This window comes from Natrialba taiwanensis DSM 12281, assembly GCF_000337595.1.
Taxonomy (GTDB): Archaea; Halobacteriota; Halobacteria; order Halobacteriales; family Natrialbaceae; genus Natrialba; species Natrialba taiwanensis.
In genome coordinates, this window is record NZ_AOIL01000051.1 from 35,793 (window position 1) to 52,192 (window position 16,400).

The following is a 16,400-nucleotide window of genomic DNA, read 5'->3' on the forward strand; positions in this document are numbered from 1 at the left end:
GGCCAGCGCAGCCGGCCGTCGCGCGGCTGCCCGGTCAGCGTTCGCACACACAGCAGAACGCCCCAGCGTACTTGACCCCCGGCGGTGCACTCTGGGACAACGACTCACGACAACCGCGAGCCAGCGCCCGATGCGGCTCACCTTCCGATTCAGATGGCTGTCAACTGGACACACCACGTCGACACCTTGCACTACGACGGCGAAACCGAACAGCGTCGACTCGAACTCGAAACCGCGACGATCGTCGTCACAAGCCACCGCGTTCTCGCGTTCGATCGCTCCAGCCGCTCACACTCACCAGGGACACACCCCTATCGTCATGTCGATCGTCCGAACGTCCAACACGTCACCGTCAGCCAAAGCGGCTCGACAAAACACCTGCTCCGGAGCCTCCTGGCCGGCGCGCTCGGACTCACGCTGCTTACCATCGCGGCAGTCGTCTCCTTCGGCGAGTTGATTCCCGAACTCGAACTCGACGGAACAGTCGCCGGAGACAGGGCAGGAACGGGAACGGCAACCGACGCCGGAGATGCCGCCGGGACGACTGCGGCTGTCGACAGCACGTTCGAGACGCTCGGGGTGCTGTTCCAGGTACTCGATACCGGGATCCTCATCGGCGGCATCCTCTCGCTCGCGCTCGCCGCCGTCTTCGCCGGGCTCTACGTCCGCTCACGATCGAGGCAACTCGTCCTCGAAGTCGCCGGCGGTGACGACATCGCCGTTCCGCTCGGCGAGACCGACGATGCCGCCCCGATCACCCTCAGCCTCAGCGAGGCCATTCAGCCGGGTCCGACGGCCGATCGGCGCTCGCCGGCCGAGAGAGCCGAGTTCAGCCAGTCCTCGGAGTCGGGCGAATCACACCCGCGGGGCGACCGCCGGCGCGGTCGCGATGAGTCAGGCTGAAAGCCGTCGACGCCCTAGGACCGGCGATGAACGCTGACGGGGTTCGCGACCGCGCGCGATCGCTGCCACGTGAGCCTGGCGTCTACCAGTTCCGGGCCGACGGAACGACGCTCTACGTCGGCAAAGCCGTCGACCTCCGGAGTCGCGTCGGCTCCTACGCCGACCCGCGGAGCGCGCGCATCCGACGGATGGTCGACCGCGCCGACGGGATCGAAATCGCCGTCACCGACACCGAGACACAGGCGCTCTTGCTCGAGGCCAACCTGATCAAGCGCCACCAGCCCCGCTACAACGTCCGGCTCAAGGACGACAAGTCCTACCCGATGGTACAGTTGACCGACCACCCGGCCCCGCGGATCGAGATCACCCGCGATCCCGACGGCGAGGCACAAGGCACTGCGAGCGGGCCGACCGTCTTCGGCCCCTACACGAACAAACGGCAGGTCGAAACCGTCGTGAAAGCCCTCCGGGAAACCTACGGCGTCCGCGGCTGTTCGGACCACAAGTACGCAAACAGGGACCGCCCCTGTCTCGACCACGAGATGGGACTCTGCACCGCCCCCTGCACCCGCGAAATCGAACTCGAGGACTACGTCGCGGACGTGACCGCGGTCGAGCGCTTTTTCGAAGGCGAGGCGGGCATTCTCACCGATCCGCTGCGCCGGGAGATGGAGGCCGCCGCCCAGGAGCGGAACTTCGAGCGGGCGGCGAACCTCCGCGACCGACTCGAGACTGTCGAGGCCTTCCACGGCGAGGGCGGCGAGGCGGTCCAGTCGGTCGGCGACGAGCGCGCGGTCGACGTGCTCGGCGTCGCGATCGAGGGCGAGGACGCAACCGTCGCCCGCCTGCGCGCCGAAGACGGCAAACTCGTGGACCGCGAGCGCCACACGCTCGACGCACCCGGCGCGGCCGCGACGGGAGCGGAAGTAACCGGACGCGACGGGCGGAGCGGCATCCCCGCCGTCCTCGCCGCCTTCATCGTCCAGTACTACGCCGAACGCGACCTGCCCGACGCGCTCCTCCTCCCCGAGCGCCACGGCGACGAGGAGGTCGCCGCCTGGCTCGACGCCGAGACCGTCTCCGTTCGGATTCCGGGTGCCGGCCGCGAGGCCAAACTCGTCGATCTCGCGCTCAAGAACGCCCGCCGGAACGTCGGCCGCCGCGACGAGTGTGGCATGCTCGCCGACGCGCTTGAACTCGATGTCGCCCGGCGGATCGAAGGGTTCGACGTGAGCCACGCTCAGGGAACGTCAGCAGTGGGGAGCAACGTCACGTTCGTCGACGGAAGCGCCGAGAAGGCAGATTATCGCCGGAAGAAACTGCGCGATCAGAACGACGACTACGACAATATGCACGCGTTACTCGCGTGGCGCGCCCGCCGCGCCGTCGAGGGACGGGATGACCGGCCCGACCCCGATCTCCTGCTGATCGACGGCGGCGAGGGCCAGCTCGAGGCTGCCCGCGACGCGCTCGCCGAGGTCGGCTGGGACGTGCCCGCCGTTGCGCTCGCGAAGGCCGAGGAGACGGTCATCACGCCGAACCGGCAGTTCTCCTGGCCCGCAGACGCGCCGCACCTGCACCTCCTCCAGCGAGTTCGCGACGAGTCCCACCGCTTTGCCGTGCAGTACCACCAGACGCTGCGTGACGACGTGTCGACGGTGCTCGATGACGTGCCCGGAATCGGCCCCGAAACGCGAAAGCGGCTCCTCGGTCGGTTCGGCAGCGTCGAGAACGTCCGCGAGGCGAGCGTAACGGACTTGCAAAGCGTTTCGGGCGTCGGCGAGAAGACGGCACGGACGGTCAAGGAGCGGCTGTGATGTAGCGTCGACCGATGTCTTCTGCCGGGAGCGCTCCGCCGGAAGCGCACGTGTAGATCGGATCGGTGACACCGACACTCGAGCGCAAACGAAACGATCTCGCACTCCGTGCGAGATGATCGTTTCACTTTAACGGCTCTGTTGAAGTCCTAAATACATGATGGGGTTTCGTACCCGTACTGAATAGAATCGCGTATGCAGCACTGGGGATTAGTTCAAATCAGCTCCAATCGAATCGGTAGAGGTAGACCGTGTAACTATCAATCCCGTCGGTGTTTCCGTAGCCGTCTCGATTCCGTGATCGTCAGTCCGTACCGGAAGGGATGCATGGGCAGCTAGCCGACTACCCTTACTAGAAAATTTCGGGTGAAATTACGGTTGCGGGAGATATGGGGACGGTTAAATTGAGGGCGGCGGCTTCGTAGGTATGGACGAACGAATTCGGGAGCACGCCGCGGTGCTCGTCGAATGGAGCGGGAGCATTAAGGCGGGTAACGATGTCGTCATCGCGGTCGGTGAGGGCGCACACGAACTCGGCGTAGCAGTCGCCGAGAAACTCGGGGCTGTCGGTGCCCATCCAGTCACAACGTACGTCTCAGACGAGATAGAACGAGCGTACCTCCGCGCTCATGACTGTGATTTCGACGAGACCCCGGCCCACGAACTCGCACTCTACGAGGAAACCGACTCAGTACTCCTTCTCGTCGGGTCGCGGAATACGGCTACCTTCGCGGACGTCCCCCAAGAGGTCCGCCACGCCTGGCCGACCGAGGCGGTTCGCGAAGCCTGGCTGGCGACTGACTGGGTGAAGACCGTCCATCCAACCCGGGCCCACGCACAGCAGGCCGGGATGACTTACGAGGCGTATCAGGACTTCGTTTACGACGCCGTGCTCCGCGACTGGGGGGCCTTCGCCGATGAGATGGCAGAGTTAAAGACCCTGCTCGACGCTGGCAGTGAGGTGCGAATTGTGAAGGGCATGGACGACACGGACATCACGATGTCTATTGAGGGTCGCAAGGCCGTCATCGCCGATGGTTCCGGCAACCTCCCGAGCGGCGAGGTGTATACCGTCCCCTCTGACACGACCGGCGAGGTATACTTCGACGTTCCGATGACCGTTCAGGGTCGACGCGTTCAGGGCGTCCGACTCCGCTTCGAAGACGGCGAGGTCGTCGACCACGCGGCTGAGACGGGAGAGACTGCGCTTGGCGAACTACTTGAGACCGACGCTGGTGCCCGACGACTAGGTGAACTCGGTGTTGGGATGAACCGTGGTATCGACCGCTTCACTGACAACATTCTCTTCGACGAAAAGATGGACGGCACTGTCCACCTTGCGGTCGGGAGCGCTTACAACGAATGCCTTCCCGATGGCGAAAAGGGCAATCAGAGCGCTATCCACACCGATCTTATCACCGACATGACCCGTGAGGAGACCCGGCTGGAGGTCGACGGAGAGGTCATCCAGTGCAACGGGACGTTTCGCTGGGAGGAAGGCTTCGATGGTTAGTGGCCAGCGAGGAACCGCACTAGTTCAGGTCAGAGTCGGGGTATAGATTCGGGAGACATGACGGCATCGGGAGAATCACTAGGTTTCAGAATAGAGTGAGTAGTTCGACTACCTTCGAACCGGCTGATTGAGCCAACTTGATCTGAACCGGACACACGTATCACGCTGAATCTATCCTCTATCTTCAGCAGACCGTCCATATCAATCGTTAAGGATCTCAACAGAGTCACTCGATCGAAGGATTCGCGGCTCTTGGTGCTCAAATCAATGAAGGGAGGGAAATCACAGCACCTTTTAAATCATGCTATCATGAACCACGATAGCATGACATCAGAGTTCGGAGCGCTGTCGTTGGTGCCGCCACTGCTCGCGATCGCGCTCGCTATCGTCACCCGACGGGCGCTGCTGTCGTTGTTCATCGGCATCTGGGCGGGCGGCGTGATCATCGCGGCCGACGGCGCGGAGACCGCGATCGAGTTCGCGGCCGTCCCGTTCGTGGCCGTCGTGGAAGCGTTCGGGTGGATCGTCGCCTCCTACGGAGACGATACGTTCCACGCCGAGATCATCGCGTTCACGTTCCTGCTGGGTGCCGGCATCGCGCTCGTCTGGCGGATGGGCGGCTCGGTCGCCGTCGCTCGGGCCGCCACCACAAGAGTCGACTCGCACCGCCGGGTCGGGCTGGCCGCGTGGCTGCTCGGGCTGGTGTGGTTCTTCGACGACTACGCAAACACCGCCATTGTTGGCTCGGCCGTCAAGGATATCGCCGACGAAGTCCAGATGTCGCGCGAAAAACTGGCGTACATCTTAGACTCGACCGCCGCACCGGTTGCAACGTTCGGCATCTCGAGCTGGGTCGCGTTCCAGATCGGCCTCATTCAGGATGTCTACGACTCCGAGACGATCAGCGGGGAGACCCCCTCGGCCGTCGGGACGTTCCTCCGGTCGATCCCGTTCAACGTCTACTGCCTGCTGGCGCTGTTGATGGTGCTTATCATCGTGCTAACCCGGCGGGACTTCGGCGAGATGCTCGACGCCGAAACGCGCGCGCAGCGAACGGGGAAGGTAACCCGGGATGACGCCACCCCGCTCCAGAGCATGAAGAAGGATCTCGGCGAACCCGCCGTCGACGACCCGCTGCTCCGGACGTTCGTCGTCCCGGTGGCCGTCCTCGTCACCGTCGTCGTCGGCGGAGCGACGATCACCGGTTTCCAGGCTGCAGGCGTGACGCCCGGGGAGGTCATCTCGGAGACCGGCGCGCTCATCGACCTGATCGACAACACGGACTTTACCGGCGCGCTCGTCTGGGGCTCGTTCTCGATGGTCGCGACGGCCGTCGCGATGGCGCTGTACGACGACGTGCTCACCCTTGAGGAGTCGATGGAGACCATCTTCGACGGCTTCGGGATCATGCTCACCGCCGTCAGTATCCTCGTGATGGCGTGGTCGATCGGCACCGTCGCCGAGGTTCTCGAAACCGGCCAGTACGTGACGGCCCTCGCCGAGGGAATCGTCACTCCCACGTTGCTTCCGGTCGTCGTGTTGCTGTCGACAGGGATCATCGCCTTCTCGATCGGAACGTCCTGGGGGACGATGGGCATCGTGACGCCCATCGCGGTGCCGATGGCCTACGAAATCGGCGGCGGGTCGCCGGAACTGCTCTCGGTCGCCGTCGGCGCGATTTTCTCCGGAGCGATCTTCGGCGACCACTGCTCGCCGATCTCAGACACCACCATCCTCTCGTCGACGTTCGCCGGTGCCGACCACATCGACCACGTCCGCACGCAGCTGTACTACGCTATGACCGTCCTCTCCGTCTCCGTCGTCGTCTACCTCCTGTACGGCTTCTTCGGCCTCTCCCCGTTCGTCCTGGTTCCGATCGGCGCGGTCGTGCTCGTCGGGCTCGTCTACGCCCTCTCGGAGCTCGACGCCGCCCGCAAGGACCTCGTCGCAAAACCGTTTGCCGGCGCGGGAGAGCGCGACGTTCCGAGCGACGACTGATACGGTCTGCTGTAACGATTTACCGGCGCGACCGCGCCCGTCCTGCGGTTGCGCCGGAAATGACTTACAGCAGTCCGTATGAATCGAGTTCAGGTCCGCTCGACGCTCGAAACGAGTCGGAAAACCGGACGATGGACATTTCTATGCCTTTCGCGAGCGTAGTCCATCCCGTGTCTAACGACGACCCGCTCGATGACCTGCTCGACGAACTCGACAACCAAAGCGACCTCGAAACGGCGGAACAAGTCCTCTCGATCCGCATGGAAGAACGACGCTACGGCAAACCGGTGACGATCGTCGAGGGCTTCGACCTCTCCGAGTCCGAGATCGAATCGATCGCCTCCGATCTCAAATCGTCGCTCGGAACCGGCGGGACCGTCGACGAGGGTCGCATCGAACTCCAGGGCGACCACCGCGACAGAGTGCCGGACCTACTCCGCGACCGCGGCTTCGACGTACAGACCTAACCCAGTTGTCCCAGTACAAATCGAGTTGCGAGTACAACTTTGTGCACTGCTGTCGTGGCCCATACTATGGAGATTCGCCCAGCAACCACCGACGACCGCAGCGCCATCCGCGACATCGCCCGCGACACCTGGCACGACACCTACGACGAACTCGCAAGTGACGTCATCGATGACACCGTCGACGACTGGTACGCCGACGACGAACTCGAGCGCGCGCTCTCGAAACCCGGAACCGCCGTCCTCGTCGCCGAAACCGATGCCGGCGTCGTCGGCTTCACCCACGGCGTCGTCCAGGACGACGAAGGCGACGTCCTCCGAATGTACGTCCACCCGGATCACCAGCGCGAGGGCGTCGGAACTGCACTGCACGAGCGACTGCGCGACGACCTCGCCGACTTCAACATGAACCGCATGCGAGCGATCGACCTCGCCTCGAACTCGACCGGACGCGCCTTCTACGAAGAACTCGGGTTCGAAGAAACGGACACCGGGACGGTCGAGTTAGGCGGCGAAGCGTACGAAGAAGTCGTCTATACGCTGTCGTTGTAGGCGACACTCGCCGTCTCACCCACTCCCTGCGCGAATCGGCGACCAGCGGCAGCTATTTATACCATGGTGCTAAAGATATTTTTAGAGATGTCTAATAATCGTGCCGTCGGATCGCAGGTTCCGAGTGAGAACTCGTGAACGAGGCGCTGACGGTCCTTCTGGAATCGCTTCGAGATGGTTATGTGCAGGTGAGTGCGTTCGTCGCGGTGACGATCCTCGCGTTCGGTCTGCTCCAGTACTACACCGACGGTGCCGTGCTCGCCGTGATCGAAGAGAACGAGCGATTACAGGTACTGTTCGGCGGTCTGCTTGGATTGACGCCAGGCTGTGGCGGAGCGATTATCGTGATGCCGCTATACGTCCGGGGAACGGTCAGTTTCGGTACTGTCGTCGCCACGCTCGGGGCGACCGCCGGCGACTCGGCGTTCGTCATCCTCGCGCTCGCCCCCGAAGCCGCACTGTACGCCTACGCCATCGCGTTCGCGGCGTCCGTGGCGACCGGCTACCTCGTCGACTCGGTCGGTCTGGGCGTCTCCCGAATCGATGCTGCCGTGGCTCAACTCTCGCCCGCCGCAACGCCCGACGGCGGAACCGTCGTCAACAGCAGTGTTGGACCGAACCCGGCCCACGACTACGGCGGTCCGGCACCAACACACTCCCACGAGACGGGACCGGATCGCCACTCGCGAGTTCTCACGCCGCTCTCGCATCTCGTCCACGTCGGCTGGTGGCTGAGCGCCGTCGCCGGGCTCATCCTCGGGACGCAGTACCTGCTCCAAGGTGGGCCCGAGGTCCCGATCAGACTCGGCACCGACTTCGCGGGCGCATTTACGGCCGTCGGCATCGTCGGTGCGGTGCTCTCGTTGTACCTCTACATCGTCGGCCGCCACTACGTGGGTGAAGGAGAGGTCGCCCGCGCTCGCGATTCGTTCGGCTCGGTCTACGAGACGCTTACCCACGCGGCGATGGAGACCAGTTTCGTCACCGTCTGGGTACTCGTGGCCTTCCTCGTCTACGAGTTCGGTGTCCTCCTGACGGGGATAAACGTCGCGACGGTCGCGTCGGCCGCGGGCGTGCTCGCGCCGATCGGCGGCGCGGTCGTCGGGTTGATCCCCGGCTGCGGCCCGCAGATTCTGCTGGCGAGCGTCTACGCCGAGGGCGGACTGCCCTTCTCCGCCCTGGCCGCCAACGCGATCTGCCAGGACGGCGACGCGCTGTTTCCGTTGCTGGCGGTCGACGCCAAAGCGGCCATCGTCGCGACGGTGTACAACTTCATCCCGGCGGTCGTCGTCGGCGTCGCGCTCCACCTGCTGTGGGGGCCCGTGTTCGGGATGGCCGAGTTCGGATTCGGCGTGCTCTGATCGGGTTGTCTTCTCCACCCGTGGGTCATTCGAACGCGACGAGACGGCCCTCGTCGGTCCCGACGAAGACCGCTCCGTCGGCGACCGCTCTGTGGATGACTGCCGGTCGGCCGAAACCGTCGCGCTTTGCGGCCGCGACCTGATCCTGACCCAGACCGCCGACGGCCGATTCAGAACTCCTCGGTCGGCGGCGCGATCCCCTCGTCCTCGTCGCCCTCGAGTTCAAATTCCTCGCGGACCTCGCGAATGCGATCTCGAATGTCGGCTGCCAACTCGAACTCGAGGTTGGTCGCGGCTTCCTGCATCTGCGTCTCGAGTTCGTCGATGTAGCGGGCGGCCTCGTCGTCGTCGTCGAGTTCGCGGCCGGAGATTTCGGTGGTATCGGTTTTGCTTCCGGGGAGGTTCGTTTCGCTGACGGCCTTGTCGATGGTGGTCGGTTCGAAGCCGTGGTCCTCGTTGTACGCCCGCTGGATGCGGCGGCGGCGTTTGGTTTCCTCGATCGCGGATTCCATCGCGTTCGAGGGGTCGTCGGCGTAGAGGACGACCTCGCCGTTGACGTTGCGGGCGGCCCGGCCCATCGTCTGGACGAGCGTGGTCTCGCTGCGCAGGAACCCCTCCTGGTCGGCGTCGAGAATTGCGACGAGGCTCACTTCGGGGATGTCTAACCCTTCCCGCAGGAGGTTGATGCCGACGAGGACGTCGATCTCGCCCAGTCGGAGCGAGCGGATGATCTCGTGTCGCTCCAGGGTGTCCGTCTCGTCGTGCATGTACGCGACGTCGACGCCGGCTTCCTCCAGATACTCGGTCAGGTCCTCGGCCATCCGCTTCGTGAGCGTCGTCACGAGCGTGCGTTCGTCGCGCTCGATCCGTTCGTCGATGCGGTCCATGAGGTCGTCGACCTGACCGCTCGCGGGCGAGACAGAGACCTCGGGGTCGACGAGGTGGGTCGGCCGAACGATCTGCTCGGCGATCCGCTCGGAGTGGTCGCGCTCGTAGTCGCTCGGCGTCGCCGAAACGTACAGCGTCTGGTCCGTTTTCTCCTCGAACTCCTCGAAGGTGAGCGGGCGGTTGTCGTACGCGGTGGGGAGGCGAAAACCGTTCTCGACGAGCGAGTCCTTGCGGGACTTGTCGCCGGCGTACTGCCCGCGGATTTGCGGGATCGTCTGGTGGGACTCGTCGATGACGGTCAGGAAGTCGTCGGGGAAGTAGTCGAGCAGCGTGTAGGGCGCGTCGCCGGATTCGCGATCCGAAAGGTAGACCGAGTAGTTCTCGATGCCCGAACAGTAGCCCGTCTCCTGCATCATCTCGAGGTCGAACGTCGTCCGCTCCTCGATGCGCTGGGCGGCGAGCATGTCGCCCTGGCGCTCGAAGTACGAAATACGGGAGTCGAGATCGTCGCGGATCTCGTCCATCGCGCGCTCGAGTTTCGGCTCGGGAATCGAGTAGTGCTCCGCCGGGTGGACGAGGACGGCCTGCTGCTCGCCCTGCATCTCCCCCTCGAGCGGGTCGACCTTTACCATGCGGTCGATCTCGTCGCCCCAGAGTTCGACGCGGACAGCGTAGCGGCCGTACATCGGATAGATCTCGATCGTGTCGCCGCGAACGCGGAACGTCCCCTGCGTGAAGTCGACGTCGTTTCGCTCGTAATTCAGGTCGACGAGCTGGGCGAGCAACTCGTCGCGGCCGATCTCCTCGCCGACCTCGAGGCGCAGCGACATATCGACGTAGTTGCGCGGGTCACCGAGGCCGTAGATGGCGGAAACCGAGGCGACGACGATTACGTCCTCCCGGGTCAACAGCGAGCGCGTCGCAGAGTGGCGCAAGCGGTCGATCTCGTCGTTGATCGAGGCGTCCTTGTCGATGTAGGTATCCGTTTGTTCGACGTAGGCTTCCGGCTGGTAATAGTCGTAGTAGGAGACGAAGTACTCGACGGCGTTTTCGGGGAAGAGGCTGCGGAACTCTTCGTACAACTGCGCCGCGAGCGTCTTGTTGTGGGCGATCACCAGCGTCGGTTTCTGGATCTCCTCGACGGTCCACGAGACGGTGTTGGTCTTCCCCGATCCCGTGACTCCGAGGAGCGTCTGTTTCTCCATGTCCGACCGGAACCCGTCGGCGAGCTGCTCGATCGCCTCGGGCTGGTCGCCCGCGGGTTCGAATGGGGCGTCAACCGCGAACGGCCGGTCGACATCGGGACGGTCCGGCTGGAGTGGCCCTCGAGAATCACTCATATCCGTTACACGGACTCGAACCACTTTACGCGCTCGCATGCGGATCGAGGCGCATGTCACGGTCGGTCGAACGATCGTGATCGGCGACCGCACGCTACCGACACCACCATTGAATTCGCACCTCTCAGCCACTGGCTCACCACACTACTAACGAACCAAGTCGTACGTGGCGACTGCTCGCCAAACCGTTATGAGCCGACTCGTCGTGGATCGAACCATGACAGAGCAACTCCAGGCGGCCCGCGACGACCTCGAAGAGGCGGCGAAGTCCGCCGACGACGACATCCGGGACGACATCCGCGAAACCACCGACGCGTTCGCCGACTACGTGATGGGCGACACCGAGCCCGATCACGCCCTCCTCGACGAGCGACTCAATACGCTCCGTCAGGTCCGCGAGCGAGCCGACGGCAACACCGAAGCGAAGGTCGATTCGGCTATCGAGACGGTCGAAGCGTATCGAGAGACCATCGACCAGGCCTGAGTCGACGACGGCTTGAGACCGCGGCGCTATCCGACGGGGGTGAAACGGCGGGCGTAGCGCGTGTCAGTAGAGTTCTTTCTCGACGATGTAACCCCATTTCTTGTAGTTGCGGTTTTCGTAGTACTCGTGAACGGCCTCTTTCGCCGATGGTGACGCTAGTGCGACGTACTCACACCCGTTCTCCGTCGCCCACTCTTCGATGAACGCGATCAGTTCGGTTCCGTATCCGTTCTCCCGCCGGGATTCGTCGACAACGAGATCGTAGAGCCACGCGTGGCGAGCGTGATGGAGGACGTGCGTAACGAGAACGCCCGCAACGCCGACTACGTCGCCAGCTACGAACCCGCCAAACAAGCGGTAGTCATCATCCGCCGTCCACTCCAGCACGTCCGCCGGGTCGGTATCACGCCACAATTGACGGAGGATCGGAACCGCTTCGCGACGCTCCGCCTCGACGGTTAGCTCCCGTATTTCCATGCTGTCCGTGACGAGTGACTGATGAAAAATATAATTGAGGTGAGTTACCAATCGACAGGAGAAACTACGATCGAGGAACCGCTGTGTCAGTTTCGACCGGCTATCGATCATCCGCTCGCGCCTGAAGACGCGCGAATCACGAGCGATGGGAGACGACGAATTCCGGAGTCAACAGCTGAACGATAACACGCTCAATACTCGTCCGGCGTCCGCTCGCCCACGTCAACCGCCGCATCCGTCTCCGCGAGCAACTCTTCGAACCCGTAGTGACGGAACCGATCGACGACCGCCGCCCGATCCCGCTCGTCGACCGCCTCGAGAACCGTCCCCAGAACGCTCGTCGTCGCATCCTGCCCCGGAACGTCGACGGTATCCATGCGCTGATCGACCCGCGAGACGAACGCTTCCTCCGAGAACCGTTGGCCCGATTCGCCCTCGGTGAGGTGCCGTCCGAGGTCGCCCGGAAGCTGTGCGGCCAGCTCCTCGCTCTCGCCCGCGCCCAATCGCTCGCCGAGCGTCTTTACCACCGCCCGCGTGGCGTTACTCGCTGTCTCCTCGTCCATGTCGAGCCGATCGCTCACCATCTCGAGTAGCGCTGCTCGCTCCATATCCCTGCCAACGGCGACTCGACTCCTCACGGTTCGGGCGGCAACTGCCGGGTCCAGCGATTATCTGCCGCCAGACGCCACTCACACGGCCCCAGGACCGGATTCCGGCACAACCGCCTCGTACCCGAGTTCAGCGAGGCGCTCCCGAAGCTCCGCTTGTTGCTCGTCGTCGACGTGCTCAAGCAACGTCGCGACGACGACTCTCGCGAGCCGCTCGGGATCGTCGGCGTCAGCGTGATTGCTCTGTTCGTCGACGCTGTCGATGAACTCGTCGTAGGAGCGGTTTCGTCCCGAGGGACCGTCGGTGAGGTGGTCACCGATCTCGTGGGGGAGCTGTCCGTCGAGATGCTGCGAGCGGGTCTCGTCCAGTCGTTCCCCGAGCGCGGAGAGGACGGCCTGTGTTGCAACGCGTGCATCATCCTCTTGCGGGAGGTCCGCCTGTCGTTGGACGGCCTGGTAGAAGTCGTGGCGTTCCATATCGGTCGTTGGACGGAACTGGCCGTGGCGGTTGGGCCGGCGATTGCCGGCCGGCGTCCGCGAGGGGGTCCCTGCGATCGACTACCGTGTCTCGTCGGCACTACTGCGCGAGGGTCACTCGAGTCGATCTAATACAGCCTCTTTTTCGTAGGACAGCGACAGCGACCGTGACCGACCGCGTCCGTCGACCTCCGTGTATTCGGCGTCGATCAGGCCGAGCTGGTCGAGTTTGTTGACGATTTCGGAGTAGCGGGTGTAGCCGAGTTCAGTTTGCTCGCGGAAGGCGTCGTAGACCTCGCCGGCCTGCTCGCCGTCGTGGTTGGCGATGACTTCGAGGAGCGTCCGTTCGGTGTCGGTGAGTCCGGACAGCGAGCGCGAGAGGTTGACGTACTTCGACTGTTCGTAGGCTTCGTCGACGTCCTGGCGTTCGACGGTGCGGCTGGCGCGCATTTCGGCGTTGAGTCCGGCCCGACGCAGGAGGTCGATACCGACGCGGAGGTCGCCGCTGTCGGCGGTGAGATCGGCGACGTGTTCGAGCGTGTCGCGGGCGATGACGCCGTCGTGGAAGCCCCGCGTGACGCGTTCATCGAGGATGTCGACGATCTCGGGGCTGTCGTAGACGGGGAAGTAGACGTCTTCGGGGCGGAAGACGCTCTGGACGCGCGAGTCGAGTTCGTCGATGACATCGAGCGCGGGGTCGGAGGAGACGACGATGACGCCGATCTTCGCGCCGGGGTACTCCTCGTGGGCGCGAAGGAGCGAGTAGAGGGTGTCCGACGCCTCGTTTTCGTAGAAGAGGTAGTTGACGTCGTCGAGGGCGACAACGAGGACGCGGTCGTCCTCGACGAGTTTCTCGGCGATTTGGCCGAAGAGTTTCTTGAACGAGATTCCCGAGGAGGGAGGTTCGTAGTCGAAGGTGCCCTCGAACAGGCGCGAGAACACCGAGTAGCGGGTGGCGTTGACCTGGCAGTTGACGCGGATCGTTCGCACGTCGCTGGTCTGGGCACCGACCTCGTCGAAGAGCTTCTGGATGGCCGTCGTCTTGCCGGTTCCGGGCGGCCCGCGGACCATGACGTTGAGGGGACGCGAACCACGTACGGCGGGGCGGAGCGCGTACGTCAGGTTTCGCATCTGGCCTGCTCGGTGTTTGAACGTCTCGGGGACGTAGTCGATTTCGAAGACGTGCTCGTCTCTGAACACGGACTCGTCCCACGACAGCATCCCCTCTTCGGGGTCGTCTGGCATCACTTTCACCACGCTGTCCAAGTTACTTAGTTGTTTGCTGTCTATCGTATTCTGACCCGCTCGACGTGGCAGTTTCTTCCGACCGACCGCCGATCGGTGATCCCGGAACGGGCGACCGGCGACCATCGGTGCGCCCGCCCACGGTTCACTCGAACTTCTCGAGTAACCTGGTGTAAAACTGCGGCTCGGAGACCGTTTCGGTGCCGCCGTTTGTGCGGGCGGACTCGGCTGCCGTTCCGCTTGCCGCGTCCGCGCCGGCCGCACCCGCCTCCGTCGCCAACTTCTCGACGATCAACTCCGGCGTCGACCGTGCGAGATGGTCCTTCACCGGCGAGCGGTTCACCTCGAGTTCACCGTCGACCAGGCCGACGGCCTCGATGCCGTCGACGGTCACGTCGAAGCCGGCCATCTCGCGGATTTCGTCCGCCAGGTGGGAGACGAAGACGGCCGTCGCGCCGTTTGCCGCCAGCGCTTCGAGGATGCCGGCGATGATCTTCGCCGACGCGCCGGGTTCGGTGATGCTCTCGAGTTCATCCACGAGCACGAGCGAGCCCTCGCCGCCCTGGGCGAGGTCGGCGAACTCGCGGACGGTGGACTCGAACGCGCCCGCGTCCAGCGTGCCCTGCGTTTTGGCGTGGTAGTGGAGGTCGTCGAATCGCCGCAGGCGAGCGTGCTCGGCGGGGACGGGAAGTCCCATGTGTGCGAGGACGACGACGCTTGCAACCAGATCGAGCAGCGAGGTCTTCCCGCCGCTGTTGACGCCGGAGAGGAGCGTAACGCCCGACACGTCGTAGTCGACTGGATCGATGTCCGCGAGCGGCTCGTCGAGCAGCGGGGAGCGGCCGGCCTCGACGCCGAATCCCCCCGCTCTCTCGTCGGCCGCCGGGACGAACTCGGGCATCGTACAGCCGAACTCGTCGGCGAACCGGGCGACCGCGAGTTCGACATCGAGTTCGAGCGCGTTCCGGACGAGGTCGCGCGCACCGGCGCGCTGGTCGGCGAGATCGGCCGCGAGGTCGCGCTTGAGTTTGCCCGCGCGGCGCTCCTTGGCCGCGGTGAGATCCTCGCGTAACCGGGCGGTCGCGTCCTCGTCGCGCTCGACCGGAAACGTCGGTTCGTCGCCGAAGATCCGTCTCGCGACCTCGGCCTCGCCCGAATCGAGGTCGAGCGCGTCGATCAGGTGCTCGCGGGCGGTCGCGACGGCCGCGGCGAACTCGTCGGCCAGTTCCCGGGAGAGCAGCGAGTCGACGCCGGCACCGCGTTCGACGAGCGAGAGGAGATCCGAACCCTCGATCGTCACGTCCTCCTCGCGGATCGCCTCGCGGAGGTGGTCGTTCGCGACGGTTTCAGCCGTGCCGACGGCCGCATCCAGGTCGTCGACGGCGACCGTCAGTCGGTCGAGTTCGTCGTCGCCGGCGACGGTGCCGTCCGCCTCGAGCCGGGAGAGGCCGTCTTCGAGGGCGTCGATATCGCAGTCGGACGGCGGGTCGAGATCGGCGGCCCGGTGGACGGCGATTGCAGCAGTGATTCGGTCGCGGTTGCGGGCGAAGAACGAGAGCGGCCGCTCAGGGACGATTTCGGCCGGGTGTTCCAGGGCGTCGGGTCGAACCTGGACATCGCCTTCGACGGTGACGCCGGCGAAGGATTCGTCGAGTGCGATAACGGTCGAGTAGCCGCGCGCGAGTTCGGCCAGGCCCTGGGCGTCCTCGACGATCTCGACGGAGAGTTCGGGGATCGCGTCGCGGGCCGCGGCATAGCGCTCGGCGTCGGTCGTCGCCAGACAGCGCTCGCGAACGCGAACGTCGCCCGGGGTTGCAAGCGGTTCGACGCCCGTCAGGGCATCGAGTACCGCAGGGGAGGGCTCGCGAGCGATCGCCTCGCGGGCGAACGTCTGGACCTGCTCGATGCGCGAGCGTTGTGAACTCGGGTAGAACGTCTCGACGCGCTGGGCGGCGTAGTCGGTGACGGTCCGTTCCGTGAGCAGTGAGAGGACCTCACGGTAGATCTCTCGCGCACGGTCGGTTGCGAGGAAGCCGCCGGGATCGTCGTGGTCGTGGCGAATCGCACCGCGAGCGATGCGGGCGGCCCGTCCCTGACTGATCCCGGGTGCGGTAGCGAGCGCCGCGACGTCGCCCGCGCGGAGCGCCTGCTCGGGGTCGTCGAGTTCCGACAGCGCCCGAGCGGTCTTCTCGCCGACACCCGGGATCGACTCGAGATCCATTGCTTCTCGACGGTCGTATCAAACCGGAGCGAGAAAAAGCTCCCGCCCCGGC

14 protein-coding genes are annotated in these 16,400 nt (G+C 64.6%); 8 read left to right on the plus strand and 6 right to left on the minus strand.

Features of this window, described 5'->3' with window-relative positions; genetic code table 11:
• The first annotated feature begins 84 nt into the window (after positions 1-84).
• From C484_RS15050 to C484_RS15080, 7 genes are all read left to right on the plus strand, one after another.
• On the plus strand, positions 85-903 hold the full coding sequence (locus tag C484_RS15050) for a hypothetical protein (protein WP_049915506.1): 819 nt from the start codon (positions 85-87) through the stop codon (positions 901-903).
• Between the two features lie 26 nt (positions 904-929).
• Positions 930-2,720 (plus strand): excinuclease ABC subunit C, encoded by a 1,791-nt coding sequence (locus C484_RS15055; RefSeq protein WP_006826762.1) that lies wholly within the window; start codon positions 930-932, stop codon positions 2,718-2,720.
• Positions 2,721-3,147: 427 nt separating this feature from the next.
• Positions 3,148-4,233, plus strand: a complete 1,086-nt coding sequence (locus tag C484_RS15060; protein ID WP_006826763.1) for an aminopeptidase — start codon at positions 3,148-3,150, stop codon at positions 4,231-4,233.
• A gap of 324 nt (positions 4,234-4,557) precedes the next feature.
• Complete coding sequence (locus C484_RS15065) at positions 4,558-6,231, plus strand: Na+/H+ antiporter NhaC family protein (RefSeq protein ID WP_006826764.1); 1,674 nt, start codon at positions 4,558-4,560, stop codon at positions 6,229-6,231.
• Positions 6,232-6,401: 170 nt separating this feature from the next.
• On the plus strand, positions 6,402-6,698 hold the full coding sequence (gene yciH, locus C484_RS15070) for a stress response translation initiation inhibitor YciH (protein WP_049915529.1): 297 nt from the start codon (positions 6,402-6,404) through the stop codon (positions 6,696-6,698).
• Positions 6,699-6,764: 66 nt separating this feature from the next.
• Positions 6,765-7,247, plus strand: coding sequence for a GNAT family N-acetyltransferase (locus tag C484_RS15075; protein WP_006826766.1), 483 nt, complete (start codon positions 6,765-6,767; stop codon positions 7,245-7,247).
• A 134-nt stretch (positions 7,248-7,381) separates the two neighbouring features.
• Positions 7,382-8,608, plus strand: a complete 1,227-nt coding sequence (locus C484_RS15080; protein WP_006826767.1) for a putative manganese transporter — start codon at positions 7,382-7,384, stop codon at positions 8,606-8,608.
• Between the two features lie 170 nt (positions 8,609-8,778).
• Here the strand turns inward: C484_RS15080 and uvrB are convergent, their stop codons facing one another.
• Positions 8,779-10,836, minus strand: a complete 2,058-nt coding sequence (gene uvrB, locus C484_RS15085; protein ID WP_006826768.1) for an excinuclease ABC subunit UvrB — start codon at positions 10,834-10,836, stop codon at positions 8,779-8,781.
• A 217-nt stretch (positions 10,837-11,053) separates the two neighbouring features.
• Between uvrB and C484_RS15090 the strand changes: the two genes are divergently transcribed.
• Positions 11,054-11,320 carry a DUF7553 family protein gene (locus C484_RS15090; RefSeq protein WP_049915530.1) on the plus strand — a complete coding sequence of 89 codons (267 nt, stop codon included), beginning with the start codon at positions 11,054-11,056 and terminating at the stop codon, positions 11,318-11,320.
• Between the two features lie 63 nt (positions 11,321-11,383).
• Here the strand turns inward: C484_RS15090 and C484_RS15095 are convergent, their stop codons facing one another.
• The 5 genes from C484_RS15095 to C484_RS15115 all read right to left on the minus strand — a co-directional run bounded on the left by C484_RS15095 (position 11,384) and on the right by C484_RS15115 (position 16,348).
• The gene (locus C484_RS15095; RefSeq protein ID WP_049915508.1) at positions 11,384-11,797 is read right to left on the minus strand and encodes a GNAT family N-acetyltransferase; all 414 of its coding nucleotides are present in this window, start codon (positions 11,795-11,797) and stop codon (positions 11,384-11,386) included.
• Between the two features lie 191 nt (positions 11,798-11,988).
• Positions 11,989-12,405 (minus strand): DUF2267 domain-containing protein, encoded by a 417-nt coding sequence (locus C484_RS15100; protein ID WP_006826771.1) that lies wholly within the window; start codon positions 12,403-12,405, stop codon positions 11,989-11,991.
• Between the two features lie 81 nt (positions 12,406-12,486).
• A complete protein-coding gene (locus C484_RS15105; RefSeq protein WP_006826772.1) occupies positions 12,487-12,882 on the minus strand; it encodes a DUF2267 domain-containing protein in 396 nt (131 codons plus the stop codon).
• A gap of 114 nt (positions 12,883-12,996) precedes the next feature.
• Positions 12,997-14,127: an ORC1-type DNA replication protein gene (locus C484_RS15110; RefSeq protein ID WP_006826773.1), complete on the minus strand. Its 1,131-nt coding sequence runs from the start codon at positions 14,125-14,127 to the stop codon at positions 12,997-12,999.
• A 145-nt stretch (positions 14,128-14,272) separates the two neighbouring features.
• Positions 14,273-16,348 (minus strand): MutS-related protein, encoded by a 2,076-nt coding sequence (locus tag C484_RS15115; protein WP_006826774.1) that lies wholly within the window; start codon positions 16,346-16,348, stop codon positions 14,273-14,275.
• Positions 16,349-16,400: the final 52 nt, after the last annotated feature.

Coding starts and splice junctions, on each gene's coding strand:
- C484_RS15055 (WP_006826762.1), top strand. CDS start 930: ATGAACGCTGACGGGGTTCGCGACCGCGCGCGATCGCTGCCACGTGAG.
- C484_RS15060 (WP_006826763.1), top strand. CDS start 3,148: ATGGACGAACGAATTCGGGAGCACGCCGCGGTGCTCGTCGAATGGAGC.
- C484_RS15065 (WP_006826764.1), top strand. CDS start 4,558: ATGACATCAGAGTTCGGAGCGCTGTCGTTGGTGCCGCCACTGCTCGCG.
- C484_RS15075 (WP_006826766.1), top strand. CDS start 6,765: ATGGAGATTCGCCCAGCAACCACCGACGACCGCAGCGCCATCCGCGAC.
- uvrB (WP_006826768.1), bottom strand. CDS start 10,836: ATGAGTGATTCTCGAGGGCCACTCCAGCCGGACCGTCCCGATGTCGAC.
- C484_RS15090 (WP_049915530.1), top strand. CDS start 11,054: ATGACAGAGCAACTCCAGGCGGCCCGCGACGACCTCGAAGAGGCGGCG.
- C484_RS15095 (WP_049915508.1), bottom strand. CDS start 11,797: ATGGAAATACGGGAGCTAACCGTCGAGGCGGAGCGTCGCGAAGCGGTT.
- C484_RS15100 (WP_006826771.1), bottom strand. CDS start 12,405: ATGGAGCGAGCAGCGCTACTCGAGATGGTGAGCGATCGGCTCGACATG.
- C484_RS15105 (WP_006826772.1), bottom strand. CDS start 12,882: ATGGAACGCCACGACTTCTACCAGGCCGTCCAACGACAGGCGGACCTC.
- C484_RS15110 (WP_006826773.1), bottom strand. CDS start 14,127: ATGCCAGACGACCCCGAAGAGGGGATGCTGTCGTGGGACGAGTCCGTG.
- C484_RS15115 (WP_006826774.1), bottom strand. CDS start 16,348: ATGGATCTCGAGTCGATCCCGGGTGTCGGCGAGAAGACCGCTCGGGCG.